Annotated in this window: 21 protein-coding genes and 2 pseudogenes; 16 read left to right on the forward strand and 7 right to left on the reverse strand. The window is 71.5% G+C overall.

Going from position 1 to position 25661, the window contains the following annotated elements; genetic code table 11:
- From U5640_RS08850 to U5640_RS08880, 7 genes and pseudogenes are all read left to right on the forward strand, one after another.
- Entirely contained in the window at window positions 1–1575 is a 1575-nt protein-coding gene (locus U5640_RS08850; protein WP_340375237.1) for an ABC transporter substrate-binding protein, read from the forward strand.
- A complete protein-coding gene (locus U5640_RS08855; protein WP_340375238.1) occupies window positions 1572–2525 on the forward strand; it encodes an ABC transporter permease in 954 nt (317 codons plus the stop codon). The genes U5640_RS08850 and U5640_RS08855 overlap by 4 nt, the downstream gene beginning before the upstream one ends.
- The gene (locus U5640_RS08860) at window positions 2522–3346 is read left to right on the forward strand and encodes an ABC transporter permease (RefSeq protein ID WP_340375239.1); all 825 of its coding nucleotides are present in this window, start codon (window positions 2522–2524) and stop codon (window positions 3344–3346) included. Before U5640_RS08855 ends, U5640_RS08860 begins: the two co-directional genes overlap by 4 nt.
- 68 nt (window positions 3347–3414) lie before the next feature.
- Window positions 3415–4920: an ATP-binding cassette domain-containing protein gene (locus tag U5640_RS08865; protein ID WP_340375240.1), complete on the forward strand. Its 1506-nt coding sequence runs from the start codon at window positions 3415–3417 to the stop codon at window positions 4918–4920.
- Between the two features lie 193 nt (window positions 4921–5113).
- Window positions 5114–5284: a 50S ribosomal protein L32 gene (rpmF, locus tag U5640_RS08870; protein ID WP_340375241.1), complete on the forward strand. Its 171-nt coding sequence runs from the start codon at window positions 5114–5116 to the stop codon at window positions 5282–5284.
- 5 nt (window positions 5285–5289) lie between these two features.
- A complete protein-coding gene (locus U5640_RS08875; RefSeq protein ID WP_340375242.1) occupies window positions 5290–6480 on the forward strand; it encodes a GTP-binding protein in 1191 nt (396 codons plus the stop codon).
- Window positions 6481–6722: 242 nt separating this feature from the next.
- A pseudogene (locus tag U5640_RS08880) lies at window positions 6723–7284 on the forward strand (GNAT family N-acetyltransferase).
- Between the two features lie 64 nt (window positions 7285–7348).
- Here U5640_RS08880 and U5640_RS08885 read toward each other — a convergent pair.
- The 4 genes from U5640_RS08885 to U5640_RS08900 form a co-directional block, all read right to left on the reverse strand.
- Complete coding sequence (locus U5640_RS08885; RefSeq protein WP_340375243.1) at window positions 7349–8116, reverse strand: class I SAM-dependent methyltransferase; 768 nt, start codon at window positions 8114–8116, stop codon at window positions 7349–7351.
- Window positions 8117–8204: 88 nt separating this feature from the next.
- Window positions 8205–9422: an aminotransferase class V-fold PLP-dependent enzyme gene (locus tag U5640_RS08890; RefSeq protein WP_340375244.1), complete on the reverse strand. Its 1218-nt coding sequence runs from the start codon at window positions 9420–9422 to the stop codon at window positions 8205–8207.
- Entirely contained in the window at window positions 9419–10756 is a 1338-nt protein-coding gene (locus U5640_RS08895) for a pyridoxal-phosphate dependent enzyme (protein ID WP_340375245.1), read from the reverse strand. Before U5640_RS08895 ends, U5640_RS08890 begins: the two co-directional genes overlap by 4 nt.
- The gene (locus U5640_RS08900) at window positions 10753–12270 is read right to left on the reverse strand and encodes a Y4yA family PLP-dependent enzyme (protein WP_340375246.1); all 1518 of its coding nucleotides are present in this window, start codon (window positions 12268–12270) and stop codon (window positions 10753–10755) included. Before U5640_RS08900 ends, U5640_RS08895 begins: the two co-directional genes overlap by 4 nt.
- 245 nt (window positions 12271–12515) lie before the next feature.
- Here U5640_RS08900 and U5640_RS08905 point away from each other — a divergent pair, with 245 nt between their 5' ends.
- Window positions 12516–12818, forward strand: a complete 303-nt coding sequence (locus U5640_RS08905; protein ID WP_340375247.1) for a hypothetical protein — start codon at window positions 12516–12518, stop codon at window positions 12816–12818.
- 83 nt (window positions 12819–12901) lie between these two features.
- Window positions 12902–13216, forward strand: a complete 315-nt coding sequence (locus tag U5640_RS08910) for a metalloregulator ArsR/SmtB family transcription factor (RefSeq protein WP_340375248.1) — start codon at window positions 12902–12904, stop codon at window positions 13214–13216.
- 60 nt (window positions 13217–13276) lie between these two features.
- On the opposite strand, the gene U5640_RS08915 is transcribed toward U5640_RS08910, so the two are convergent.
- Window positions 13277–13570: a hypothetical protein gene (locus U5640_RS08915; RefSeq protein WP_340375249.1), complete on the reverse strand. Its 294-nt coding sequence runs from the start codon at window positions 13568–13570 to the stop codon at window positions 13277–13279.
- Window positions 13571–13782: 212 nt separating this feature from the next.
- Between U5640_RS08915 and U5640_RS08920 the strand changes: the two genes are divergently transcribed.
- From U5640_RS08920 to U5640_RS08950, 7 genes and pseudogenes are all read left to right on the forward strand, one after another.
- On the forward strand, window positions 13783–14256 hold the full coding sequence (locus U5640_RS08920; RefSeq protein ID WP_340375250.1) for a transcriptional repressor: 474 nt from the start codon (window positions 13783–13785) through the stop codon (window positions 14254–14256).
- 203 nt (window positions 14257–14459) lie between these two features.
- The gene (locus tag U5640_RS08925; protein ID WP_340375251.1) at window positions 14460–15407 is read left to right on the forward strand and encodes a zinc ABC transporter substrate-binding protein; all 948 of its coding nucleotides are present in this window, start codon (window positions 14460–14462) and stop codon (window positions 15405–15407) included.
- A gap of 11 nt (window positions 15408–15418) precedes the next feature.
- On the forward strand, window positions 15419–16300 hold the full coding sequence (locus U5640_RS08930) for an ABC transporter ATP-binding protein (protein WP_340375252.1): 882 nt from the start codon (window positions 15419–15421) through the stop codon (window positions 16298–16300).
- Entirely contained in the window at window positions 16297–17178 is an 882-nt protein-coding gene (locus tag U5640_RS08935) for a metal ABC transporter permease (RefSeq protein ID WP_340375253.1), read from the forward strand. Before U5640_RS08930 ends, U5640_RS08935 begins: the two co-directional genes overlap by 4 nt.
- A 57-nt stretch (window positions 17179–17235) precedes the next feature.
- Complete coding sequence (locus tag U5640_RS08940; RefSeq protein ID WP_340375254.1) at window positions 17236–17373, forward strand: hypothetical protein; 138 nt, start codon at window positions 17236–17238, stop codon at window positions 17371–17373.
- Window positions 17374–17575: 202 nt separating this feature from the next.
- A pseudogene (locus U5640_RS08945) lies at window positions 17576–18017 on the forward strand (TIGR03943 family protein); the annotation flags it as partial.
- Window positions 18018–18399: 382 nt separating this feature from the next.
- Window positions 18400–19767 (forward strand): YibE/F family protein, encoded by a 1368-nt coding sequence (locus U5640_RS08950; RefSeq protein WP_340375255.1) that lies wholly within the window; start codon window positions 18400–18402, stop codon window positions 19765–19767.
- A 350-nt stretch (window positions 19768–20117) separates the two neighbouring features.
- Here the strand turns inward: U5640_RS08950 and U5640_RS08955 are convergent, their stop codons facing one another.
- Window positions 20118–21434 (reverse strand): TIGR02679 family protein, encoded by a 1317-nt coding sequence (locus tag U5640_RS08955; protein ID WP_340375256.1) that lies wholly within the window; start codon window positions 21432–21434, stop codon window positions 20118–20120.
- Window positions 21425–25660, reverse strand: a complete 4236-nt coding sequence (locus U5640_RS08960; protein WP_340375257.1) for a TIGR02680 family protein — start codon at window positions 25658–25660, stop codon at window positions 21425–21427. The genes U5640_RS08955 and U5640_RS08960 overlap by 10 nt, the downstream gene beginning before the upstream one ends.
- Between the last annotated feature and the right edge of the window lies 1 nt (window position 25661).

The raw sequence follows: 25661 nt of genomic DNA on the forward strand, positions 1-25661 counted from the left end.
ATGTACCACGAACGTTTCCCCGGCCTGCGCCGGCGCGGCTTCCTCGCCGCCACGGGCGCCGCCTCGCTCGGCGCACTCGCCCTCACCGGATGCGGCGACTCCGGCACCGAGGACTCCGACACCAAGAGCGACGGCACACCGAAGCGTGGCGGGCGGCTGCGTGCCGCGTTCGCGGGCGGCGGCGCCAGCGAGACCCTCGACCCGCACCTGGCCAACCTCTTCGCCGACGCCGCCCGGGCCAAGGCCCTCTTCGACAAGCTCGCCGACTACGGCGCCGACCTGTCCGCCAAGCCCCGCCTCGCCGAGAAGTGGGAGGCGAACAAGGCCCTGGACCGCTGGAGGGTCACCCTTCGCAAGGCGACCTTCCACGACGGAAAGCCGGTCACCGCCAAGGACGTCCTCTACAGCTACCGTCGCATCGCCGACCCCGAACAGATGTTCCGCGCCAAGGCATCCCTGGACCCCATCGACCTCGACGCCAGCCGCGCCACCGGCGACCGCACCATCGAGTTCGCCCTCAAGCGCCCCACGGCCGAATTCCCCAACATCCTGGCCGCGTTCGGGGCGTACATCGTCCCCTCGGGCGCGCAGGACTTCGACAAGAAACCCATCGGCTCAGGCCCCTTCCGCTTCGTCTCCTTCGCCCCCGGCCGCTCGGCCGTCTTCCGCCGCTACGACGACTACTGGGAGGGCGCCCCGCACCTCGACGAGCTCGAGTTCGTCGTCGCCAACGAGGAGTCGGCCCGCGTCAACGCACTCCTCGGCGGACAGGTCGAGTACGCCCACGAACTCAACCCCACGACCGCCCGCGCCCACGAGGGCAAGGGACAGATCGAGATCGTCCGGCTGCAGGGCAGCGCCATGCAGGGCTTCTGCATGAAGACCGACCGGGCCCCCTTCGACGACGAGCGCGTCCGCGAGGCGTTCTTCCTCATCGCCGACCGCCAGGAACTCGTCGACGGCGCCCTGTCCGGCGCGGGTGTGATCGGCAACGACCTGTTCGGCAAGGGCTACGAGTACTACGCCAGCACTCTCCCCCAGCGCGAACAGGACCTCGACAAGGCCCGGGCCCTGCTCAAACAGGCCGGCGCCGAGAAACTGAAGGTCACCCTCGACACCTCGGCCGTCGCCGCCGGATTCACCGAGGCCGCCAGCATCTTCCGCGACCAGGCGAAGAAGGCGGGCGTCACGATCGACGTGAAGACGGGCAGCAAGGACTCCTACTGGGCCGACATCCTCGACAACGGCACCCTGTGCTGCTATCGCTCCGGCGCGATGCCCATAGAGGCCCATATCTCCCAGCGCCTGCTCACCGACTCCACGACCAACGCCACCAAGTGGAGGCACAAGGACTTCGACGCCCTCTACCAGCAGGCCCAGTCCACCCGAGACAAGACGGAACGGGCCGCCGTCTACGAGCGCATGCAGCGCCGCCTCCATACCGAGGGCGGCTTCCTCATCTGGGGCTTCGCCGACTGGATCCTCGGAACCGCCCGCAAAGTGAAGGGAGTCGCGACCAAGGCGCCCGCCAACACGCTCGACTGGGCCCGCTTCGACAAGGTCTGGCTCGCGTGAGCGGACTGCGTTCCTTCGTCGCCCGGCGGCTGCTCCTCGGCGCCGTACAGACCGTGGCCGTCGTGCTGCTGGTCTTCGCGCTCACCGAGGCGCTGCCGGGCGACGCCGCCGTCGCCCTGGCCGGCGACCAGCCCGACCCGGCCCGGATCGCCGCGATCCGCGAGGCCATGCACCTCGACCGGCCCGCGTACGAGCGCCTGGCCGACTGGGCGTCGGGCCTGTTCCATGGCGACCTGGGCACCTCGCTGACCTCCGGCCGCCCGGTCAGCCGGTACATCGCCGACGGCTTCGGCCCGACGCTGCTGCTGGCCACGCTCACCGTGGCCCTGCTCGTCCCGATCGGCTTCGGCCTCGGCGTGCTCGCCGCCCGCCACGAAGGGCGCCTGGCCGACCGGCTGATCAGCTCGGTCACGCTCGCCGTGTACGCGGTGCCCGAATTCGCCCTCGGCGTGCTGCTGGTGACCGTCCTCGCGCTGAAGCTGGCCTGGCTGCCGCCGACCGCCGTCGGCTACGGCACCGACCTGCTCGGCCACCCGGCCGCGCTCGTCCTGCCCGTCCTGGTCCTGCTGTCCCGCCCGGTCTGCTCCCTGTCCCGACTGGTACGGGCCGGCATGATCGAGGCGCTCGCCTCCCCCTACGTGACGCAGGCCCGCCGCTACGGCGTCTCGGGCGCTCGTATCCGCTACGGCCACGCCCTGCCCAACGCCCTCGCCCCGGCCACGCAGCAACTCGCCCGCACCATCGACTGGCTGCTGTGCGGCGTCATCGTCGTGGAGGCGCTGTACGTGATCCCCGGACTCGGCACCGTCCTGCTGGGCGCCGTCGCCGAACGCGACGTGCCGGTGGTGCAGGGGCTCGCCGTGGTGTTCGGTGTGCTGACCGTCGTACTGAATCTGGGCGCGGATCTCGTCGCCCACCGGCTCGCGCCACGGGCGGGGACGGCCGCATGACGAAACCGCGCACGGGCCGCTTCGCCCTCGGCCTCACGATCGTCGCCGTACCCCTCGTACTGGCCCTGCTGGGCCCGCTGTTCACGGGCGAACCCGGACGCCGGACAGCGTCCTTCACTCTCGGCGACGGCCACTGGATCGGCACCGACTTCGTCGGCCGCGACGTGTGGCAACTGGTGCTGCAGGGCGGGCGGCCGGTCGTGCTGACCGCTCTCGCCGCCACCGCGCTGTCCTATCTCGTCGCGCTCCCGGTCGGCCTGGTCGGTGCGCTCACCCACCGGCGCTGGCTGGAGGAGCTGCTGATGCGTCCCCTGGACGTCCTGCTCGCCGTGCCCTCACTGTTGCTGATCCTGCTGGCCGCCACGGTCTTCTCCCCAGACGCCGTCGGTCTCGCCCTTCTGGTCGCACTGATCAACGTGCCCGACGCGGCCCGCCTGATACGCGCCGCTGCTACCGAGGCAGCCGCCCGCCCCGCCGTCGAGGCGTTGCGCATGCAGGGCGAGACCTGGTGGCGCATGGCCGTCGGCTATGTCGGCCGTTCCATCGTGCGCACCCTGGCCGCCGACGCCGGCATCCGCCTGACCGGCGTGCTGTACCTGGTCGCCACGGCCGCCTTCCTCGGCATCGGGGTCGCCCCGGACGCCGCCGACTGGGCGGTCATGGTCGACCGCAACCGCACCGGCCTGTTCGTCCAACCGTGGGCCGTGGTCGTCCCCGCCCTGCTGATCGTTTCCCTGACGATGGGCACCAACCTCCTCTTCGACACGGCACTCGCCGATGGCCGACGGCGCGACCGGGCAGGGAGTGAAGCACGCCCGTGAACCGAACAGACGACACGTCAGACCAGGCCGGTACTTCCGTCGGTCGCGGTGACTCCACCCAGGCACCCGTGGCCGAGATCCGGAACCTGCGCGTCGAGACCGGCGGCAGAGCGATCGTCGACGGAATCAGCCTCAGGGCCGTTCCCGGCAAGATCACCGCCCTCATCGGCGCATCCGGCAGCGGCAAGACCACCACCGGCCTCGCCCTGCTCGGCGAGTACCCGCCCGACGCCCACGTCACCGGCGACGTACGCCTGACGGCCGACGGCCTGGTCGGTTACATCCCCCAGCACCCGGCCGCCGTCCTCAACCCCGCCCGCCGCATCACCGCCCTCCTGACGGACATCGCCCGCGCCCAGGTACGCCACCTGCCCCGCGGCCGTCGCAGGGCAGCGGCCCGCGAACGCGTCCTGCACGCCCTCGGCGAGGCCCAGCTCCCGGACGCAGAGACCCTGCTGGACCGCTACCCTCACCAGCTCTCCGGCGGCCAGCAGCAACGCGTCGTCCTCGCACAGGCCCTGCTGCTCGGCGCCCGGGTGGTCGTCGCCGACGAGCCCACCACCGGTCAGGACGCCCTGACCAAGAGCGGCATCGTCGACCAGCTGGCGGCCGTCGCGGCACGCGGCATCGCCGTCGTCCTGCTCAGTCATGACCTGGACGTCGTACGGGCACTCGCCGACGAGGTGATCGTCATGCAGGCGGGCCGGGTCGTGGAGTCGGGCCCGACGCAACGTCTGCTGCTCGCGCCCCGGCATGCATGGACGCGCGAACTGCTCCGTGAACAGCCGGAGTTCACGAAACCGGACAGCGTGGCCGGTACCGGGCGACCCGTCCTGCGGATTCGCGGCCTGACCGCACACCACCGCGACAGCGCACGCGGTACCACCGAGGTGCTACGCATCCCCGAACTGAACCTGCACGCGGGCGAATGCCTGGCCGTCGTCGGCCGCTCCGGCAGCGGCAAGACCACCCTCGCCCGCTGCCTGGCCGGGCTCCACCGCGACCACGACGGAGAGATCCTCCTCGACGGCACGCCGCTGCCGCGCAGCCTGCGCGACCGCGACCACGCACAGCTGGCGGCCGTGCAGTACGTCTTCCAGGACGCGCGCGCCGCCTTCGACGAACACCGGCCCGTCCTGCACCAGATCGCCCGCACCGCGATCCGGCTGCGCGGCGCCGAGACCTCCGCCGCGACACAGGAGGCACGGGCCACGCTGGCCGGCCTCGGCCTCCCCGAGGCCCTGGCCCACCGACGCCCCGGACAGCTCTCCGGCGGCGAACTCCAGCGCGCGGCCCTCGCCCGCGCCCTGCTGGCCCACCCCCGCGTCCTCGTCTGCGACGAGATCACCTCCGGCCTCGACACAATCACCCGCCGCGGCATCCTTGGCGTCCTCACGACCCTGCTCAAGGACCGCGACGACCTGTCCCTCGTCCTGATCACCCACGATCTGGACAGCGCCTCCCTGGCCCACCGCATCGCCGTCCTGGACGCCGGCGCACTCGTCGAACAGGGACCGGCCCACAAGGTCCTCGGCACACGGAGCCATCCGTTCCCCGCGTCAGGTCGGCGATGAACGCCCCGGCAGTCGCGAGGTTCTGCATCACCAGCCGACGTGCCCGCCTCGAAAGGGCGTCCACCGTGGGGACGGTGGTGAGTTCGTCGCAGACATCACCGCGCCCGTCACGTCGGCCAGTCGCCCAGATAGTAATGGATTCCATTTTCATGTAGCGTCTCCACTCGCCCACCAGCTCGTCCCGGAGGACCCCATGGCCGTTCCCAAGCGGAAGATGTCCCGCAGCAACACCCGCCACCGTCGCGCCCAGTGGAAGGCCACCACACCGCAGTTGGTGCCGGTCACCATTGGCGACGTCCCCTACCTGGTACCCCAGCGGCTGGCCAAGGCGTACGAGCGCGGGCTGCTGCGCCCCGAGGGCTGAGCACCGTGACGTTCGCCCGACCCGATCAACCCGACCGGCTGCCCGTCACCGTCCTTTCCGGCTTCCTCGGCGCCGGCAAGACGACTCTGCTCCACCATGTCCTCGGCAACCGCGAGGGCCTGCGCGTCGCCGTCATCGTCAACGACATGAGCGAGGTCAACATCGACGCCGCACTGGTGCGCGGCGGCGCGGCCGCCCTGTCGCGGACCGAGGAGCGGTTGGTCGAGATGACCAACGGGTGCATCTGCTGCACCCTGCGCGACGACCTGCTGGAGGAGGTCGACCGGCTGGCCCGCGAGGGCCGCTTCGACTACCTCCTCATCGAGTCGTCCGGCATCTCCGAACCCATGCCGGTAGCCGCCACCTTCGCCTTCGCCCGCGACGACGGAGCGACGCTCGACGACCTCGCCCGCCTGGACACCATGGTCACCGTCGTCGACTCGGCGAACTTCCTGACCGAGTTGGCAAGCGGAGACGAACTCGTCGACCGCGGCCTGGACCAGTACGAAGACGACGAACGCACCGTCAGCGACCTGCTGATGGACCAGATCGAGTTCGCCGACGTGATCGTGCTCAACAAGCTCGACCTCGTCGACACGGAGACCGCCGACGGGCTTCGGGCGACGGTCAGCCGCCTCAACCCGTCCGCCCGGATCGTCCCGGCCGTCCACAGCCGTGTGAAGATCGGTGACGTGCTCGGAACCCGGCTGTTCGACCTGGAGCGCGCCCAGCAGGCCCCCGGCTGGGTCAGGGAACTCAACGGCGACCATGTGCCCGAGACGGAGGAGTACGGCATCTCCTCCACCGTGTTCCGCTCCGAAGCGCCCTTCCACCCCGACCGCTTGTGGAGGTTCGTGACTGAGGAACTCGACAGCGGAGCCTACGGACGGGTCCTGCGCTCCAAGGGCTTCTTCACCCTGGCCAGCCGCCCGCACGTGATCGGCCTGTGGTCGCAGGCCGGCTCCGTGGCCCGCTTCGAGCCCTCCGCCGCCCGCGACGACGGGAGTCCGCACGCTCAGGAACTGGTCTTCATCGGGACGGACCTGCACGCGGACGCGCTACGAGCCGCGCTGACCGACTGCCTCATCGCGGACGGCGAGATCCTGCCGCCCGTCGACCCGTTCCCCGCCTGGAACACCTACGGCATCGACGACAGCTGCGAACACGAGCACCCCGCAGTCATCGCGGGAACGTGAGACCCCGGGCCGGGCGGTGGATGCGGCCATGGCACCGCCCGGCCCGGTACGGATCTCGATCCAAGAGGTTGGCATGGCGGCGAACGGCATACGGCCTGGCAGGGACCAGGAGACCCTGCTGACCGCTGTACGGCCGCACGGTGGCGAACCGCGGGGAACAGGCTGCGATTCAGCGCGGCTCAGCGTCGGTGTCCGATATTGGATCAGCCCGCAGGCGCGGGCCGTCTGGCAGGCTGATCGCCATGGCAGCGCACAAGGCAGTGAGGTCACCTGAGTTCACACAGATCACCCGGCCCCATGAGCTGAGCGCCGACCTGCGGCGAGAGCTGGTCGACTGCTGGGTGACGGTGAGCAATGCCGGCGGGGCGGTCATCCCGCACGGGTTCTCATTGCCGCCGGTGAGTCCGCAGGAGGTCGGGCCGGCGCTCGAACCAGATCGTCCACGCACTCGATCCGCAACGGAGCAGGCTGCTCGTGGCCACCGTGGAGGGCGTGGCGGCGGGGTGGCTGCTCCTTCGCCGCGATCCGCACCCGCTCGTCGCGCACTGCGGCATGGTCAACCACGTGCAGACGCACACCGGGTTCCGTGGCCTGGGGATCGGCGCCGCGCTGATGCGCCGCGTCCCAGGCGTCGCCCGTGACGAGATGAGGCTGGAACGGCTGGGGCTCGCCGCGCGGTCCGGACTGGGGCTCGAGGACTTCTACCGCAAGCTGGGCTGGGTCGAGGTCGGCCGATGGCCGGGGGCACTGCGGGTGGCCCCCGGTGACGACCGCGACGAGATCCTGATGAGCCTCGCCCTCTGACAGTGGTCCGCGCCCCGGCCCGGGCGTCGTCCCCATGGACCCGCAGGCGCGCACGCCGTGCGGATCAGTCCTTGACCGCCACAAGGACTCGACTGTCGCCGAACTGCCAGACGGACGTGACATGGTGAAAGCCCGCCTTCCGCAGCAGTTCGGCATGCCGGGCCGCGGTCAGGTGGTCGCCGCCGCTTCCGCCTGTCTGGGCGGCCCGGCGCCGCTCCCGCTGGGTGAACAGGTCGGCGAGTTCCGGGTCCTGGGCCGCCTCGGCCCACCAGGAATCCCAGTCCTCGTTCATGTGGGCGCGTGATCGCTCGGCCCTGCGGCGACCCACATGCGCGGTGAGCTCCGACAGGGGCGAGCCGTTCTGGGGGAAGTGGTCGCCGTTGATGAGAACGCCGCCGGGCCGCAGGAGCCCAGCGAGACGGCGGTAGGTGTGCAGGAGGGTCGGCTCGGCGAGGTAGTGCAGGGCCGTTGTCGAGACGGCCGCGTCCAGAGGGCGGTCCAGCCCGAGTGCGTCGGTCCATTCGTCGCCGCCGATGACGGCGTCGACGTAGCGGGCGGCGTCCGGGTGGTGGGTGCGCCCGAGTTCCAGGAGGACCGGGTCCATGTCGACGGCGACGATCTCCGCGCCCGGCATGCGCCCGGCAAGGCGCGCCGCCAGCGAACCCGGACCGCAGCCCAGGTCGAGGAGGAGCGGTCGCACCCAGCCGGCGGTCACGTGCTCGACCACGTCCGCGATCACGGTGAACCGCTCCTCACGGTCGACGGCGTAGTGCTGCTGCTGCCGTTCCCAGCGCTCCACCCACATCTTGGCCGTCCCCATGCTCACGCCCATCTGGTCGCGCCACCTCTTCCGTCTCTCATCTGTCGCGGATGCCGCCGAATCTACAGGTGGAAACGGTTTTCGGTTCCATTTTGGAAGGTCAATCGAGTGACGCCAGGACCGCGGCCAAACGGTCGACTTCCTCCTCGGTGTTGTAGACGTGCAGGCTGACCCGCACCGAGCCGTCCTTCTTCTCGTCGGTGCCTGCCTGGCACAGGCTGTCGGCCCGCACCATGAAGCCGTGGCTGAAGAGGATGAAGCCGAGGTCGTCGGACGGAATGCCGCGATGGCGGAAGGTGACGATGCCGTGGCGCCGCTGCTGGAGGGGCTGCGCGCAGTCGGCGGCCAGGCTGGACTGACAGCCCAGGATCTCGTAGGAGGCGAGGTGCCGGAGTGCGTCGGTCAGCCGGGTCGCGAGGGCGATCGTCCAACGCGCGATCCGCTCGACACCCGCCGCCTCCAGCCAGTCGAGTGCCGCTTCCAGCGAGGCAATGCCCACGGTGTTGGGAGTGCCCTGCCAGCCGCCCGGCTCGAAGGCCGGGCCGCGCGCGCCTCGCGCCCAGACCGCCCCCGTACCGGGCAGCGCCAGCGCCTTGTGCCCCGAGAAGACCACGAAGTCCACATCCAGCGCCGACTCGGCGACGGAGACCGGCAGATGGCCGACGCTCTGGGCGGCGTCCAGACAGATCGGGACGTCGGGGCCGACGGCCTCGCGGATGCGGTGCACGTTCATGTCCCCGCCGTAGACGTGGTGGATGTGCGTGGCTGCGACAAAGCGCGTGCGCGGGCCGACGACCTCGTCCAGCGCCCGATGGTCGTAGTCGCCGGACGCCGCCTGGTACGGCAGCGCCCGGACGCGCACGTCGATCCCCCGGCCTGCGAGCAGCCGTTGTGCCTCCAGCCAGGGGTCCAGGTTCGCCCGGTGGTCGGCGAAGGGGACGAGGATCTCGTCGCCGTCCGCGAGATGGGCGGTGAGCCAGTCGCGGGCTACGGTGCGCAGCCCCTCGGTGGTTCCGCTGGTGAAGTGGACTACGGAGCGGTGCGGTTCGGGGTCGGCGAGGAAGTCCTTGACCCGCCGTCGGGTGCGTTCCACGAGGTCCGTGGTGCGGTTGGCCCACGGGTACGTGCCGCGTCCCGCGTTGGCGTTGGCCGTCGTGAGATAGGTGTGTACGGCGTCCAGCACGGCCCGGGGCTTCTGGGAGGTGGCCGCGCTGTCGAAGTAAGCCAGTTCGGGGTGGCCGGCGATGATCGGGAACTGCTCCCTCAACTCCCGCTGCCAGACTGGTGATGCAGCCTGGGGGTCAGGTCCGACGCTCATTCCCGCACCAGCGGTGCGCCCGCGTCCCGCCAGGCGACGATGCCGCCGGCCAGGCTGCGGACGTCCGGATGCCCCATCCGGGTCAGCAGCGCCGCGTACCGGGCCGACTTCTCGCCCACCGGGCAGGCCAGCAGGACCGGCTGCGCCTTGCTGAAGGGCAACCCGGCGCGGACGAGTTCGTCGAAGATCTCGTCGACGATGTTGACGGACCCCTCGATGTGCAGCGCGGCGTACGCGTGCGGGCCCCGCAGGTCGACGACGAGCGGGCGCGGCTCCCCGCCGGCGATCCATCGCCGGGCGCCGTCGATGTCGACGACCTGCGCCTCGGCCCGGACCTCGGCGTCGGTGAGGGCGGCAGCGGAGTGGCCCCGACGCGGCCGGCCCAGGAGTTCGGGGCGGCGCTGCCGTACGTAGCTCAGGTAGCTCTCGGCGCGGTCGCAGACGATGAAGACCGCCGTACGGCGCTCGTCCGAGTCGGTCAACTCCGCCTCCACGGACCGGAGATGGCGTACGGCACCCAGGTAGGCGGCACCGCCGGTGGGCCCGGTCAGCAGTCCGCAGCGGCGGATGAGGGTCAGCATGCCGTCGATGGCCTCGTCGGAGGTGACCGACTCGATGGTGTCGTAGGTCGCAGGGGCGAACAGGCCGACCTGGTGGACCTCGTCGATGGTGCGGATGCCGGGGATGAAGTCCGACTTGTGCGCTACCAGGCCGAGGACGCGTACATCCGGGTCGTGCTCGCGCAGCACCCGGGCCACGCCGGTCGACGAACCGGCCGTCCCGACGCAGGCGATGAACCAGTCCGGCGCGCGCCCGTCGAGGTCCTTGATGATCTCGGGGCCGGTACCCGCCGCGTGGGCCTCGGTGTTGAGCGGGTTGAAGTACTGGTCGGTGTGCAGATACGTGCTTCCCGGCTCGGTCAGCGCCTGGTGGAAGCGGGTCAGCGGATCGTCCGTGTCGGTCGGGTCGAGGCACTCGCTCTGTCCGGGCAGTTCCTCGATCTCGGCACCCAGCAGCAGGAGCAGTTCCTTGATCTCTGGTACGCGCATCCGGTTGGTGACGCTCTTGAAGCGCAGGCCGTGCATTCCGGCCAGGAGGGCGAGGGCCTTGGCGGTGTTGCCGCTGGACAGTTCCACGACCGTCTCGCCCTGCTCGGCGGCGGCTTCAAGCAGCGGGCGGGCCATGTTCCAGGCGGGCCGGTCCTTGACCGAGCCGAAGGGGTTGAGCATCTCCAGTTTCGCGTACAGGTCGATGCGGCGCAGGCCGTGCACCGCCGGATCGATGCGCACCAGCGGTGTGTTGCCGATGGCCTCGGTGATGCTGTCGTACCTCATGACCAGGCTCCCCCGGGATGTGTGATCGGCCAGTACTCCTCGTCCAGGCACCAGCGCCAGGAGTCGCCCTCACGGACGACGGCCACGGTGCGGGCCACCGGCTGCCGTTGGGCGTGATGGGCGTGGAAGTCCATGGCGTAGCCGGCGGTGTTGGCGAAGGCGAGCAGATCGCCGACGCGCGGCAGCCGGGGCAGGAAGACGGTGCGGCGCGTGATCAGATCGGCCTCCAGGCAGAGATTGCCGACGAGGTGAACTCCCACGGGGCTCCCTTCGCCCGTCGGGCCCCCTTCGCCCGCCGGTTCGGCTCCCGGGCGGGGCAGGAGCACGGGATCGACGAGTACGCCGTGCTCCTCCAGGCTCACGTCCCCGGCGTTCATGCCGAGGCGCACCAGATACTCACCCGAGCCGGAAGTGCCCTCCGTCCGCCGTACGTCCAGGACGCGGGCCACGGAGAGGCCGCACTGGTCGACCAGAGCCCGGCCCGGTTCGATGTACAGCTCGTACAGGTGCTCCAGGAGCAGCGTGGCCGAAGGGCGGCCCAGGGAGGGCGCGGGCAGGGTAAGGAGTTCGTCGAGGTAGCCGGGGCCGGCTGTGGGGCGGTGCGCCGGGTAGAGGGCGGCGCTTCCGCGCACCGTGCCCCCCTCGTTGCGCAGCCCATAGCCGTGTCCGCGCCAGGTCAGCGGCGGGCGGGTGCCGAGCACCGCCTCGCTGAGCGCCGTGGTGTAGCGCTCCCACTCGCCGGCGTCGGCGACGTAACCGACTCCGAACCCTCCGCCGACGTCGAGGACGCGCGGCGAGAGGCCCAGGGCCCGGCACTCGTCCATGACGCTCACACACCGCTCCAGGGCGCGGGCCTTCTCCGCCTGGGCGGTGGTGTCGAGGTGGTAGGCAATGCCCGTCAACTCAACCGTGTCGCGGTGTCGTTCGACGGCGGAGAGCAGCTCGCCGACGTCCCCGGCCGGGGAGCCGAAGCGGCTACGCCGCGAGAGCACGCGCACGCCCTGAAGGTCCCGCACCGACTCGAACTCGGAGAGCCGCAGCAGGACATCGACTCGATGCAGGCCGTACTTGCGTACCATTTCGGCCAGTTGGTCGAGTTCGCCGCGCGAGTCGAGGTTCACCGTCACTCCGGTGCGAGCGGCCAGCCACAGGAACTCCGGGCCCTTCGGGCCGGTTGCCATGACCCTTTCCGGGGTGAAGCCGCAGCCCAGGGCGTGCTGCAGCTCCCCCAGCGAGGCGACGTCGATGCCGACCCCGGCCGGATCCGCCGCCGCCAGCCGCCGTACCAGCGCGCTGGACCGGTTCGCCTTGTGCGCGAAGTACACCCGTCCGGCGAGGTGGTGCGCGCGGTAGACGGCGCGGAACCGCTCGGCGTTCTCGGCAACCCGCTCCGGGAGCAGCACGTTGAGCGGTGAGCCCAGCGCGTCGACAAGGGAGTGGAGAAACGGCCCGGCGTCCAGCAGTGAACTGAGCGGCGGTTCCAGTCGTGGTCGCAGATACAGGGGCACTCCCACGACAGGCACCTTCCGTTTCGGCCCGCACCGGCCGAGCGCGGCTCCAACTACCGTTCGGGCGTAATCATTTCCGCCTACAACCGCCATTAAGCACTCACGACCGGACACGCCGTGACAGGAAACCCGACCTCAACGGATCAATACATGCGAGCATTGCTATATATTGATGTCGCTATGCATGCTCGGCGGAGCCCACGCCTCAGCCGAATCAAGAACGCGACCGATAGCACGATCAGGAGCAAGAGATGACCAGCGCCAACCAGCACCGCACGCACGGCGACCACACGCACACCCATGGCGAGGGCTGCGGACACGTCGCCATTCCGCACGGCGACCACACCGATTTCGCGCACGACGGCCACCTCCACCGGATCCACGACGGCCACGTCGACGAGTGCGCGAGCACCGGGCACTCCCCCCACGAGGGCCACGACCATCAGCACGGCGAGGGCTGCGGGCACGTGGCCGTACCGCACGAGGGTCACGTCGACTACGTACACGACGGCCACCGTCACGCGGCGCACGAGGGGCACTGGGACGACCACTGAGCCAGCCCCCCGTCAAGCCCCGCACTCCGCAGGGCGGGCACGGGCGCGAACCGGCAATCATTGCCACTTGCTAATGTGTGCATATGACGACCACTCCCCCGGCGACCCCTACGGACGAGCCGATACGCGCCCTCCAGGCGGCCAGTGACCTCCTGAAGGCACTGGCCTCCCCGGTCCGCCTCGGCATCGTCCGCGAGCTCTCCGTGGGCGAGAAGTACGTCCACGAATTGGTCACCGCCCTCGGGGTGAGTCAGCCGCTGGTCTCCCAGCACCTCCGGGTCCTGCGCACCTCTCGCATCGTGACCGCGCACCGGCAGGCCCGGGAGATCCGGTACGGCCTCACCGACAACCACGTCGCCCACATCGTGCTGGACGCCATCCGGCACGCACAGGAATAGCCCGGCACCCCCGCGATCCGGTGGCGCCGGGCCTTCTTGTCGACTCCCGAAGCCCCGACCTCAGTTGAGGTGGGCGACCTGCCGCGGGGCGGGCCCCGCGCACAGCCGGGCGGGCAGCGTGCCGTCGTCCGGCATTCCGGCCCCCAGCCAGGCGCCGACCGTCTCCGCGTCGGCCTCGGTGACGAGCGGGCCGAGCCGCACGACGGTCCCGGCGGGCCTTCGGTCCGGCGTGCACGGCTGCACCGCCGCATGCAGGCCGCGACCTCGGCGGCAGCACAGGATCGCGCCCAAGCAGCCGGTGGAGACCATGACCCCGTGGGGGCTGCCCTGGACGGCGCGACGCAGCGCACCCAAGAGCCCGTCCGGCACAGGGCCGCACGACGAGCAGACGACCAGAGCGAAAGGGCGGTTGACGGGACGGCCTCCACGGCCGCGTAGGGGGTCGACCACGCTCGCGCCCCTCTCCCAAGCTATTGAAAATGGTTTCCATTGTTATAACATGAGGCGTCCGCCGCACGGTGCCGGTGTACCGCGCATCGTCTCCAGCCGCCCGGGAGGTCCGCGTCATGCACGACCCGTCGGCCGCACAGTCGCCGCCGGCCTGGCGTACGACCCGGCAACGGCTCGCGGTTCTGGGCGCGTTGCGCGGCTGCCCCGACTTCGCGTCCGCGAGGGAACTGCACGCGACCCTCCAAGCCGACGGTGTCACGATCGGACTGACCACGGTGTACCGGACCCTCCGGGCGCTGGAGCGGACCGGGCGCGTCGACGTCGTACGGGAGAGAACGGGTGAGCGGCTGTACCGCCCGCGCCCCACCGACGGGCACCGGCACTACCTCGTCTGCCGCCGATGCGGCGTCAGCCTGCCCGTGGACGCGGACGCCGTCGAACGCTGGGCGGACGACGTGGCGGCGGCCACCGGGTTCGCCGAGGTCGAGCACACCGTGGAACTCACGGGGACTTGCGACCGCTGCCGAGCGGCAGAGCCGGACCCGGCCCCCGACCCGCCCGGCCAGGAGTGGGGCATGCGCCTCCGGTAGCAGGCGGTTCCGATCCGTAGGTGAATCCCTCGCGCACGGCCGATGCGTCAAGCCTTGGCAACGATTTTCATATCGATCAGATCCAGCCATGGTCCCGACATTCATTTTCATCTAGCGTGGGTACGTGTCCGGCTTCGACCGGCTGACCCGATCTCTCGTGATCTGTTCTGATAGCTCCCGCTCCCACCCGTCGTGGAGGACCCATGCGCACGTCCCCGTCCCGCCGTTGCCTGGCGCTGATATCCGGCGCCTCCCTGGCCTTGCTGGCAGGCTGCGGCAGTTCGTCGGACTCCGGAGGCGACGACGGGAGTTCCGCCTCGGATTCGGCCGCGTCGTCCACATCCAAGATCGCGGTGGTCGCCTCGACGAACGTCTACGGCGACATCGTCGAGCAGATAGGCGGCGAGCACGTCGACGTCACCTCGATCGTCAGCGACCCCGACCAGGACCCGCACTCCTACGAAGCCAACACCCAGAACCAGCTGACCCTGTCCAAAGCGAAGGTCGTCGTCGAGAACGGCGGGGGCTACGACGACTTCATCGACCGCATGCTGAAGAGCAGCCACTCCTCCGCCGAAGTGATCAACGCCGTCAAGATCTCCGGCAAAACCGCGCCCGAGGGCGGCGAGCTCAACGAGCACGTCTGGTACGACTTCCCCACCGTCGCGAAGATCGCCGACAGCATCGCCACCACCCTGGGCAAGGCCGACGCCGCCAACGCCGCCGACTTCACCAAGAACGCCGAGACCTTCAAGTCCAAGCTCACCCCGCTGGAGACCAAGGAAGCGCAGATCAAGAAGGAGCACGGCGGCGACGGCATCGGCATCACCGAGCCGGTGCCGCTGTACATGACCGAGGCGAGCGGCCTGGTCAACAAGACGCCCGAGGAGTTCAGCGAGGCCATCGAGGAGGGCGACGACGTCTCCCCGAAGATCCTCCAGGAGACCCTGGCCCTGTACAGCGGCAAGCAGGTCAAGGCCCTGGTCTACAACGCGCAGACCTCCGGCCCGCAGACGGAGAAGGTCGAGAGCGCGGCAAAGGCGGCCGGCATTCCCGTGGTGCCCGTGACCGAGACGCTGCCCAAGGGCGAGGACTACCTCGGCTGGATGACGGGCAATGTCGACGCGCTCGCGAGCGCGCTGGCCAAGTGAGGCGGCCGGACATGGCTTCCCTGCCCCAGGCCCGCCGGAGCGGCACCGAGACCGGTGTCGCCGGCGGCGCCCCGGTGATCGGCCTGCGCGATGCCGCACTCTCATACGGCGAGCGGGTGGTGTGGCAGGGCCTCGACCTCGACGTGCGGCCCGGTGAGTTCCTGGCCGTCCTCGGGCCGAACGGGTCGGGCAAGACCAGCCTCGTCCGGGCCCTGCTGGGCCGGCTGCAACTGTCCGCCGGAACACTGACCGTCCTCGGCAGGCCCGCGCGCGAGGCCGGCCGGCACATCGGCTACGTCCCGCAACAGGCGGACCTGTCCGCCCACGCGATGCTGCGCGCCCGCGACCTCGTGCGCTTCGGGATCGACGGACACCGCTTCGGGCCGAGGCTGCGCACGGCCGCCGTCCGCCGCCAGGTGGACGAGATCCTGGAGGCGGTCGGGGCCTCGGCGTACGCCGACGTCCCCCTCGGCATGCTGTCCGGCGGGGAACGGCAGCGGGTGCGCATCGGGCAGGCCCTGGCGACCGACCCGCGGATCCTGCTGTGCGACGAGCCGCTCCTCTCCCTCGACCTCAACCACCAGCGGGCCGTCACCGAACTCGTGGACGCCCGGCGTCGCTCCCACGGCACGGCGGTGGTCTTCGTGACCCACGAGATCAACCCGGTGCTCGGCCTCGTCGACCGAGTGCTGTACCTGGCCAGGGGCGGCCACCGGACCGGGACACCGGAGGAGGTGCTGACCTCCGAGTCGCTGTCCCGGTTGTACGGCACCCATGTCGACGTCGTCCGTGTGCGCGACCGGGTCGTGGTCGTCGGAGCACCCGACGAGCCCGCCCCGCCGCCGCACCACCCGGCCCCCCAGACCCACCGGACCGACGGAGCGCGACCATGACGTTCGCCGACGGGATCTGGCAGCAGATCTTCGCCTTCGACAACTACACCGAACTGCTGGCGCTGGTCCGCAACTCCCTCATCGCCGGCGCCGCACTCGGGTTGATCGGCGGCCTGGCCGGGGTCTTCGTCATCATGCGCGACCTGCCCTTCGCCGTGCACGGCATCAGCGAGCTGTCCTTCGCCGGGGCGTCCGCCGCACTGCTGATGGGGGTCAACATCGTGGCGGGTTCGATCGTCGGATCCCTCGTCGCGGCCGGAGCGATCGGCGTGCTCGGGGCGCGCGCCCGGGACCGCAACTCGGCGATCGGCATCCTCATGCCCTTCGGCCTCGGCCTCGGCGTGCTCTTCCTCGCCCTCTACAAAGGCCGGGCGGCCAACAAGTTCGGCCTCCTCACGGGCCAGATCGTCGCCGTCGACACCCCGCAGATGAACTGGCTGCTCGGCACCTCCGCCCTCGTCCTCGTCACCCTCGCCGTCATCTGGCGCCCGCTGACCTTCGCCAGCGCCGACCCCGACGTCGCCGAGGCCCGCGGCGTGCCGATACGAGGACTGTCGTTCGCCTTCATGCTCGTCCTCGGACTCACGGTCGCCCTGTCCGTGCAGGTCGTCGGCGCCCTGCTGGTCCTCACCCTCGTCGTCACCCCCGCCGCTGCCGCCGCCCGCATCACCGCCTCACCGGTCCTGCTACCGCTGCTCAGCGTGGTCTTCGCCGTGACGTCGATCGAGGGCGGCATCCTGCTCGCCCTCGGCAGCAGCATCCCCATCAGCCCCTACGTCACGACGGTCTCCTTCACCATCTACGTCGTGTGCAGGCTGACGGGCAACCGCCGAACGCGACGCCGGGGAGCGGGGAGAGCGACCCCGCAACCCACCTGAGCACCGGCTCAGCACCGGCCAGAAGAAATGCCTCACACATGGGCAGAAGAAACACAATTGAGGCGACTGCGCGACCTCGGCGTACAGCCGATCATCCTGCTGCCCGGCGACGCTCCCGAGGCCGCCCAGACCGTCGCCCTCGACATCGCCGAAGTCCACGCACATGCCCTGCCGGGAAGGCCAAGCACCAGCTGATCCGCGACCTCCAGGACGAGGGCCACACGGTCGCCATGATCGGCGACAGCACCCACGACGCCACTGCCCTCGCCGACCTGCCCGCCGCCGCGGGCGGCTCCCTCAACCCCGTCGTCGCCGCCCTCCTGCACAACATCAGCAGCATCGCCGTCGTCGGCGACTCCGCCCGCTTGGTCAACCACACCCCGCACCTTCCCGTTTCTTTCCGCCGCCCGCGCTTCGCTCCTACAGCGCGGCCCGCGAGGACGCCCAGCGCGCGGCGCGGGGCGTCGGCACGTTCCTCGGCGCTGCCGGCCGGCGATCCTGTGTACCTGACCGTCGCCGCCTTCACCTCGCGCGCGCCCTACGACAGCGGACGCTCGCTGAAGGGCCGAACGGTCCGGCTCACCGGATTCGCCACACATGGAGACGTCGGCGCCTGGTACGTGACCCGGCTCTTGGTCTCCTGCTGCGCGGCCGACGCGACGACGACCAAGGTACGGATCCTCGGCGCGGACAGACCGGCGACCGACACCTGGGTGACGGTGACAGGCACCTGGCAGCCCAAGGGCGGGCTGGGGTCGTCGGCTGCCTGGCCCCCAGTGTTGGACGCGAAGACGGTCAGGCAGGTCGAGGCGCCGTCGGACCCGTACGAAAAGCGTTGACCCAGTCGACGCAGCCCGGTCGCATCCACTGACCTGCGGGGAACAGAGCGCCCCCGATCATCTCGCGGTGATCGAGGCTGCGACCACACGCAGCCGTTCCCGTACCCTTCGTCAGAGGCGCCGCGCAGGCCCGGCTCCGGAGGGGGGTAGGGACAACCGCGAGGGAGACGGACGGCATGGGAGCCGCTGACCGGCAGAGCGCAGGAGAGCGGAACGGGGTCGGCAAGCGGCCGCCGGCCGGGGACGGCCGCGCGAGCGAGTACGGAACCCCTTGGGAGTCGGCACCTCACCCCGGCTACGGACCCGATACCGGCGCGGGCCATTCCCCGTCTTCGGCCACAGGCCACGGGCACATCCCCGTGATGGACAACGGGCGCGCAAGGTGACCGGCAACGGACATGACCCCGACCACGACTCCGGAGCGGGTGCCGGCGGTCACGGGCACGCGCACGGTCACAGTCACGGGCCCGCCGCGCCTGTCTCGAAGCATTTGCGCAAGGTCATCGCGGCGATCCTCATCCCGTTCGGTGCCGCCGTGCTGGTCGGGCTCGTGGTGCTGTGGCCCGGTGGCGCACCGGCGCACGAGCGCACCGGGGTGGGCTTCGACCGGCAGACCCAGCAGGCCACGGTCACCAAGGTCGTAGAGGTGAGCTGCGCGTCGGTGAACGCCTCGAGCGAGAGACCGACCGGCGACACCTCCACGGCCGAGGGATCCTCCGCACAGCAGCAGGCGAGCGGCACCTGCAAGAAGGCGACGATCCGTGTGGACACCGGCAAGGACAAGGGCCGTACCTTCACCGAGATCGTCCAGCCGGACCAGTCACGGCAGTTGGAGCAGGGCGAGAAGGTGATCGTCGCCTACGAGCCCTCCGCGCCGAAGGACCTGCAGTACTCGGTCACCGACGTCAACCGCCGGGTCCCGTTGACGGTGCTGGCCATCATCTTCGCGGTCGCCGTCGTGGTCGTCGGGCGGATGCGCGGCGTCATGGCGCTGGTCGCACTGGCCGCCAGCTTCCTGATCCTGAACTTCTTCATCCTGCCCGCGATCCTCCAGGGCTCCGACCCACTGCTCGTGGCGGTGATCGGGTCGAGCGCCATCATGCTGATCGCGCTCTACCTGTGTCACGGCCTCTCGGCCCGCACGTCAGTGGCGGTCCTCGGTACACTCATCTCGCTGCTGCTGATCGGCTTCCTCGGCTCCTGGTTCGTCGACTGGGCGGCGCTCACCGGCAACACCGACGACAACACCGGCCTGATCCACGGCCTGTACCCCTCGATCGACATGAGCGGTCTGCTGCTCGCCGGCATCATCATCGGCTCGCTCGGTGTCCTGGACGATGTGACAGTCACCCAGACGTCGGCGGTCTGGGAACTGCACGAGGCGAACCCGTCCATGGGCTGGCGCGGGCTGTACCGGGCCGGCATCCGCATCGGCCGCGACCACATCGCGTCCGTGGTGAACACACTCGTCCTCGCCTACGCCGGTGCCGCGCTGCCGCTGCTGCTGCTCTTCTCGATCGCCCAGAGCAGCGTGGGCAACGTCGCCAACAGTGAGTTGGTGGCCGAGGAGATCGTGCGCACGTTGGTGGGCTCCATCGGCCTGGTGGCGTCGGTGCCGGTCACCACGGGCCTGGCCGCCCTTGTGGTCGCCGCCGACCGGCCCGGTAGACAGACGGAAACGGCGACGGCGGGCGCGACGGTGGCTGGGGCAGCGGCTGCAGGCCGGGGCCGACGTCGACGGAAGCGTTGACCTCACAGTCCGTCCCGCCGTTCCGGTCCGTAGGGGCTCCATCCCTTGAGATACGACTGGAGCGCCTCCGGCGTGGGTTCAGGTGTGCGCGGCATCTTTGGAAGCCGGGTCAACAGCAGCCCACACCGCGCCGACTCGCCCTGCGTAGAGCCGAAAGATTGACTGGGGGCAGCGGGAGTTCCCTGGGACTTTTCTGGGACTTCCGGCTGCATCAACGGGTACGAGCGTGAAACATCCGAAAGATCATTCGTGCAGGTCAGCGACCTACGGCCGTATAACGTCGCAGGTCACCGCGCTGACTGGTCTCTTCCGGGACATCTGAACGTTCCGAGAAAAAGACGCCGTGCACATCAGCGGGACCTGGGTGCAAGGTCTGTGAGCAGGTCGTCCAACACCGTTTCCTCCTCGACCCGGACACCGCACTCGGTGAGAGCGAGGGCCAGGGCCGGGTCCCAGGGAGTTGCGGCGGGCGGGCCCGTCAGTTCCGGGGCTTCGGCCACGGCGGTCACTGCTGCTCGGTAGTCGGCGGCCGTGTAGCGCCACGGCCGCCAAGGGACGCTACGTGCCAGTGCTGCGGCGATGCGGACACCACCCCAGTCGAAATCGCCGTGGTAGAGAAGATGGGCTCCCCGCATCGACAGGTCACGCAGCAAGGTGAGCGCGGCGGCCGACGGTTGCCCCTGAAGGCACACCATCGGAGGGCACGTCGGGCCGAGAGTACTGGCGGCGCCGGACAGTACGGCCGGGTTTTCGCAGACATGGACGTTGCATGCCGTCGGAACGGAGGCGACCGGTGCGCGACCGGTGAGGGAGCGGAGCGTCAGCACCGCCGGCTCCCCCGCCTCGGCCATCCAGTCGAGGGCCGGCGTACCGCGCAGGTTGAGGGTGAGGACGGTCGATGACAGGTCGTCCTTGAGCAGGCCCGCCGAGGCCCACGCCTCCCGCCGCCACTGCGCACCGAAGCCGTCGGGGAAGCCGGTGAGACAACGGATTCCGGACAGAACGAGCGTGGCGAGCGGCGTCCCCTCGTCCAGGGCATGGGCACCCGAAAGGTTCCGTGCCGCGAACGTCGCCCGCGAGATCGGCGGTGACGCGGGCAGCACACGCAACGCACGCACGGCAGCCTCCACCAGGGGGCCCGCGGCCTCCGGCGTACGGGCGAGGCGCCGTACGAGACCGTCACCGCGGATCCGCTCGGCCCAGCGGGCCAGCTCCCCGTCGAGGATGCCGAGCGGGGCGTACGCCTCCTCCCAGGCCCGTTCCTCCCTGTTCCGTGTCTCGCCGTGGAGTACGACCGGGCCGGCGAGGACAACGACGGCCGCCGCCAGTCCGTCGGGGCTGACGCCGGAGCGCCGCAGGATCTCGTCCACGGTGGCGAGGCGAATGCTCAGGGAGCCGCTGGATCGTGGTGCCCGTCCCAGCAGGCGTTCGGCGGCGCGTCGCTGGGCTTCATCGGGGTCGGACAAGGTGACGGAACCGGTGAGCGGCCGCTCGCGTGCCATGCGCTGCCGCACACGGTCCACGAACCAGGCAAGTCCGGGCTCGCCGAGCAGGCGTCCGAGGCGCTCGGTATCGACGTCGGTCCGGGCTTCTGCCGGTGTCGTACGTCCGGCCGCCGCCCCGCCTCTCTCGTGCTCAGGCGGCGTCGCCGAAAGGGTCACGTCCACAGCGCCCCCTGTCCGCCGGAGCTGTCGGCGACGGCGGTCCGCCCCGGCTCATCGGAAGGACTCACCGGTGCGTCGGCCTCCTCGCCGGAGCCGGTACCGGCAGCCGCCGCGAACGCATCCGCCCGGGCACCGGGCTCCGTGCCGCGCCGCCGTTCGCTGCCGTCCCATTCCCACCGTGTCACCAGTACGGCATCGATGTCGTCGACGCGGGAGAGCTGGGCGATGGCGATGCCCGGCACCTGGGGGTAGCAGGCCCATTCGCGTTCGCTGGTCATGACGACGTCGAGGTCGAAGGCGCGCAGCAGACCCAGGCACTTGGCGCGCGAGTCGTCGTCGACGCCGGCGAACGCCTCGTCCAGGGTGACCAGGCGCGGGGCGTACACGCCGCCCGCGCTGGCGTAGTGCGAGGACGCGGCCGCGAACAGGGGCACGGACGCGGCCAGCACCCGCTCCCCTCCCGAGGCGGGTCCGGTGGCCGGTACCCACTTGCCGTGCTGGTGGCGTTCGACGCCGAACTCGTGCCAGGAGCGGTAGTCGAGGGCGGCGGTGAGGTCCTCCAGCCAGCTGCCCGCGCTGTCGTCGGCCTGCCGGGCCGCGATCTGCTCCTGGAGGAAGGCGCCGACCGCGGCCCGGTCCTCGGGCGACCACGCGTCGGCGGACTGGCGCAGACGCTCGCGGGCCTGGGCCAGTCCCTGCGGGGCCCGGCGGGACGCTCTCCACACCAGCCGCAGCTTCATGCCCGTGGAGGTCGGGCGCTCCTCCAGCTCCCTGTTCATGGCGGCCACCTGCCGTTCGGCCGCCCCGATCAGTTCCTGGAGCGTCCCGGCGACCTCGGTGATCAGATGCGTCTGGAGGATCTCGCGCTCGCGCGCGGACAGGATGCGGGTCAGTTCCGCGACCTCCACGGCCAGTGCCTCGGCGAGTTCCGGCACGGCCCGTTCCCGGCCCTGGTAGACGATGTCGACCCGCATGCCGTCCTCGCTCGGGCGGGCGGTGGCGGTGTGGCCGTGCCGCGACAGGGCGTCCTGGAGCCTGCCGAACTCCTCGCTCAGCCGCTTCTGCACACGCTCCCAGGCCGCGTCGGTGTCGTCGACCGAGGAGAGCCGGGACTCCACGGCCCGCGCGAGGACGATGGCGGGGGTCGCCGCCCACGTCCCTGCGCCGTCGTCCGGTACGGCGATGTCGGGCAGCGCGACGGCCAGCAGGCCCGTCGCGGCGAACCGCTGGAGCGCCGCGACGGCTTCCTCCCGCGCGGCGGTCGCCTCGGTGACGTCCTCGGCGAGCCGCTCGATGCGTCCCTCGGCGCGGCTGGCCCGCCGGTCGGCGTCACCGTGCTCCGCCCGGGCCTGCCGCTGCCCGTGCTCGCAGACCCGGGCCGCCTCGGCCGTCTCCTCCAGCTGCCTCTGCAGCTCGGCGACGGCAGCACCGACGGTGGAGCGGAGCGTCGCGAGGTGTTCGTCCGCCGCCGCGGCGGCCCGAGCCGCCTCCGCGGCGCGCTCTGCGAGTTCGGACACGAGGAGGTCGGCCCGGCTGGTCTCCTCCCGCTCCCCGGTCACCGCGCGTTCGGCCTCCGCGCGTTCGCGCAGTGCGGGCCACAGGGCCGCCAGAAGGGCCGTGTGGTCGGCGAGCGCCTGGCGAACGGCGCCCAGTGCCGTGTGGTCGGTGGGGAGGTTCAGGGCCGCCGCGGTGTCGGCGACTTCGGCCGCCGCACGCTCGGCCCGCTCCGCCGCCGGAGCCAGTTCCGCGGCGCGTTCGTCCCGCCGGGCGCGGGCGCGACGGACCGCCTCGGCCGCGGCGGTGACGCGTGCGTGGGCGTGCCGCAGGTCGTCGTCGCCGGGCAGTGCGGCGAGTTCGGCGTCCAGCAGGGCACGGCGCCCGGCCACGGCCCGGGACTCCTCGGCCAGTCGCTCCCGCTCCGCCGTCAGACCGTCGATCTCGGCGCGCAGTTCCCCGATGCGGACGCGGCGTGCCTGTTCCCGTGCTCCTTCCCCCACGTACTGGGCGCTGTCCTTGGCCCAGCTCCCGGTGAGCGCCCCGACGCGGAAACGCCCGTCCGCGCACACCCAGGTGTCGTGGCCACCGGCCTCCCAGGAGGCCTCGCCGGGAGTGTCATCGCCGACCGCGGCCAGCCCGATCGACGCGAGCAGACGCGCCACCGTCTCCTCCCCCACGGCTGCGGCCCCCGCGTCCGCGGGGTCGACCGCCGGGCACAGCGCGCGGTCGAGGCCGGTCCCGCCGAGCAGTCCGACCGGGTCGAGCAGTACGTCATGGCCGTCCGCCGCGGTCGCGGAGCCGTCCGGCCGCACCCAGGCGTCGAGAAGCCCCGACGCCTCCAGCGCGGCTTCCAGTCCCGCGCGGTCGGCCCCGGTGACGTGCGGACGGAAGTCGACGAGCCGCCACAGCGGAGCGCCGGGGCCCCGGTCCCGCACGCCGGGTGTGCGCGTGGGGGGAGCCGCGGGGCCGCGCTGCCGACCTGTTTCGAGGGCGGTGAGTTCCTCCGCCGCCAGCCGCTGCCGCTCCGCCGTAGCCACCCCACGGTGGGCCAGGCCGGCCGTCCGGTCGGCCAGGCCGGAGGCGGCGGCGCGATGCGCCTCGCCCGCCGCCGTACGGGCCGGCATCGGGCCGTCCAGAGAGCTCGCCCAGTCCTGTACGGCGTCCAGGACCCCGGGCAGCCCGGGCACCCGCAGCTCCTCGCACCCGGAGAGGCTCTCCCGCACGGCCGTGACCAGCGCCCGCCCCTCCCGGGCGACGTCCTCCTCCGCCTCGGCCAGCCGCTCCTCGGCGTGCACGGCCTCCTCGTCGGCCTCGTCGGCGCGCAGCCGGGCGGCACGGTGCCGCTCCTCGGCCTGCTCGGCCCGGGTGACGAGCTCCGCCACGTGCTCGACGGCGCGCCGCCTGCTCGCGGTCGCGTCGTCCGCCTCCCGGCGCAGGACCGCGTCAGGGGCTCCCTCCGTCCTGGGGACGTCGAGCCGGGCGGCCGCGGCGCTCTCGGCCACCCGGTCCCGGATGCCGTCCAGCGCCTCCCGGGCTGCCGTGAGCCGGTTGTCCGCGGTGGCGAGCCGGCCCAGGGCCCGGGTGTGCGCCTCGGCCGCCGTACGCCGGTCCGCCTCGGCCCGCTTCAGCTCCGCGGCCGTGCGGGAGGCGTCGTCCGCCGCCCGGTCGAGCGCGCGGGCGTCGCGCATCTCGGGCCGGGACCGCAGCGTGGCGTCCTGAGCGGCCAGCCGCGCGGCCCGCTCGTCGAGGGCGGCGCCCCTCTCCCTGGCCTCCTCGCGGTCCGCCAGGGCGCGGTCCCGGTCCGCCTGCGCCCTGGCGAGTTCCCGTTGCAGGTTCTCGTACCGGGCGTGTTCGCGGCGGGGCAGGCGGGCGCGGCGCCGGGAGGCGAGGCGGGCGTAGCGGCGGTAGTGGTCGAGGAACGCCGAGGACGCCTGTTCGGCCTCGCGGGCCGCCCGCAGTTCCTCCTTCTCCTCGTCCAGCGACCGGAACGCCTCGGCCGCGTCGGCGACGACCGCCTGGTCCATCGGCGGGAGCGCCTCGGTCAGAGCCCGGGACAGGGCGGCCTCGCTGGGGCGCTTGGACAGCTGGGGCTGGCGCAGCTGGATCAGGAGGTCGACGAGGGCGCCGTAGCGCCGCTCCCCCAGCCCGAACAGGGCTTCGTCGACCGCCCTGCGGTAGGCCTTCGCCGTGTCGTACACCATGCCGTGTACGCCGACTGCCTCGGCGAGCCGGTCCCGGGACAGTGCCGTCCCGGTCGCGTCCAGCAGGTCGAGGCCGGCGCCGACCCGCTGGCCGGTGACCGCGAACCAGTGGCGGGCGATACCGCGTCCGGCGACCGCTTTGAGTCCGCACAGCAGGGTGCGAAAGTGCGCCTCGCCCGTGCCGCCGTCGAGTCGTCCGAACTCGATCCAGGTGTATCCGAGCCGTTCGGGATGCGGGTGCGCGCCGCCCAGGAGGAGGTTCCACTCCATGCGCTTGCCGGGGTCGCCGTCGGGTTCGACCCGGCGGGCGGAGAGGTCGCCGTCCAGGAGGAACGGCAGGGTGAGGGCGAGCACCTTCGACTTGCCGGTGCCGTTGTTGCCGCGCAGCAGCAGCCGGCCGTCGCGGAACCAGAACTCCTCGACGTCGTAGTGGAAGAGGTCGACGAGTCCGATGCGCAGGGGCCGCCACCGGCCGGGCGCGGGAGCGGGGAGCGCGGGGCCGGGCGACTCGGGGCCGGGGAGCGCGGTCACG

It is taken from the genome of Streptomyces sp. SS7, from assembly GCF_037993025.1.
Lineage (GTDB): Bacteria > Actinomycetota > Actinomycetes > Streptomycetales > Streptomycetaceae > Streptomyces.

Excerpts from the sequence above, each read along its gene's own strand:
- U5640_RS08890 (WP_340375244.1), bottom strand. The coding sequence starts at position 9,422 with ATGAGCGTCGGACCTGACCCCCAGGCTGCATCACCAGTCTGGCAGCGG.
- rpmF (WP_340375241.1), top strand. The coding sequence starts at position 5,114 with ATGGCCGTTCCCAAGCGGAAGATGTCCCGCAGCAACACCCGCCACCGT.
- U5640_RS08895 (WP_340375245.1), bottom strand. The coding sequence starts at position 10,756 with ATGAGGTACGACAGCATCACCGAGGCCATCGGCAACACACCGCTGGTG.
- U5640_RS08905 (WP_340375247.1), top strand. The coding sequence starts at position 12,516 with ATGACCAGCGCCAACCAGCACCGCACGCACGGCGACCACACGCACACC.
- U5640_RS08925 (WP_340375251.1), top strand. The coding sequence starts at position 14,460 with ATGCGCACGTCCCCGTCCCGCCGTTGCCTGGCGCTGATATCCGGCGCC.
- U5640_RS08910 (WP_340375248.1), top strand. The coding sequence starts at position 12,902 with ATGACGACCACTCCCCCGGCGACCCCTACGGACGAGCCGATACGCGCC.
- U5640_RS08930 (WP_340375252.1), top strand. The coding sequence starts at position 15,419 with ATGGCTTCCCTGCCCCAGGCCCGCCGGAGCGGCACCGAGACCGGTGTC.
- U5640_RS08935 (WP_340375253.1), top strand. The coding sequence starts at position 16,297 with ATGACGTTCGCCGACGGGATCTGGCAGCAGATCTTCGCCTTCGACAAC.
- U5640_RS08860 (WP_340375239.1), top strand. The coding sequence starts at position 2,522 with ATGACGAAACCGCGCACGGGCCGCTTCGCCCTCGGCCTCACGATCGTC.
- U5640_RS08850 (WP_340375237.1), top strand. The coding sequence starts at position 1 with ATGTACCACGAACGTTTCCCCGGCCTGCGCCGGCGCGGCTTCCTCGCC.
- U5640_RS08885 (WP_340375243.1), bottom strand. The coding sequence starts at position 8,116 with ATGGGCGTGAGCATGGGGACGGCCAAGATGTGGGTGGAGCGCTGGGAA.
- U5640_RS08920 (WP_340375250.1), top strand. The coding sequence starts at position 13,783 with ATGCACGACCCGTCGGCCGCACAGTCGCCGCCGGCCTGGCGTACGACC.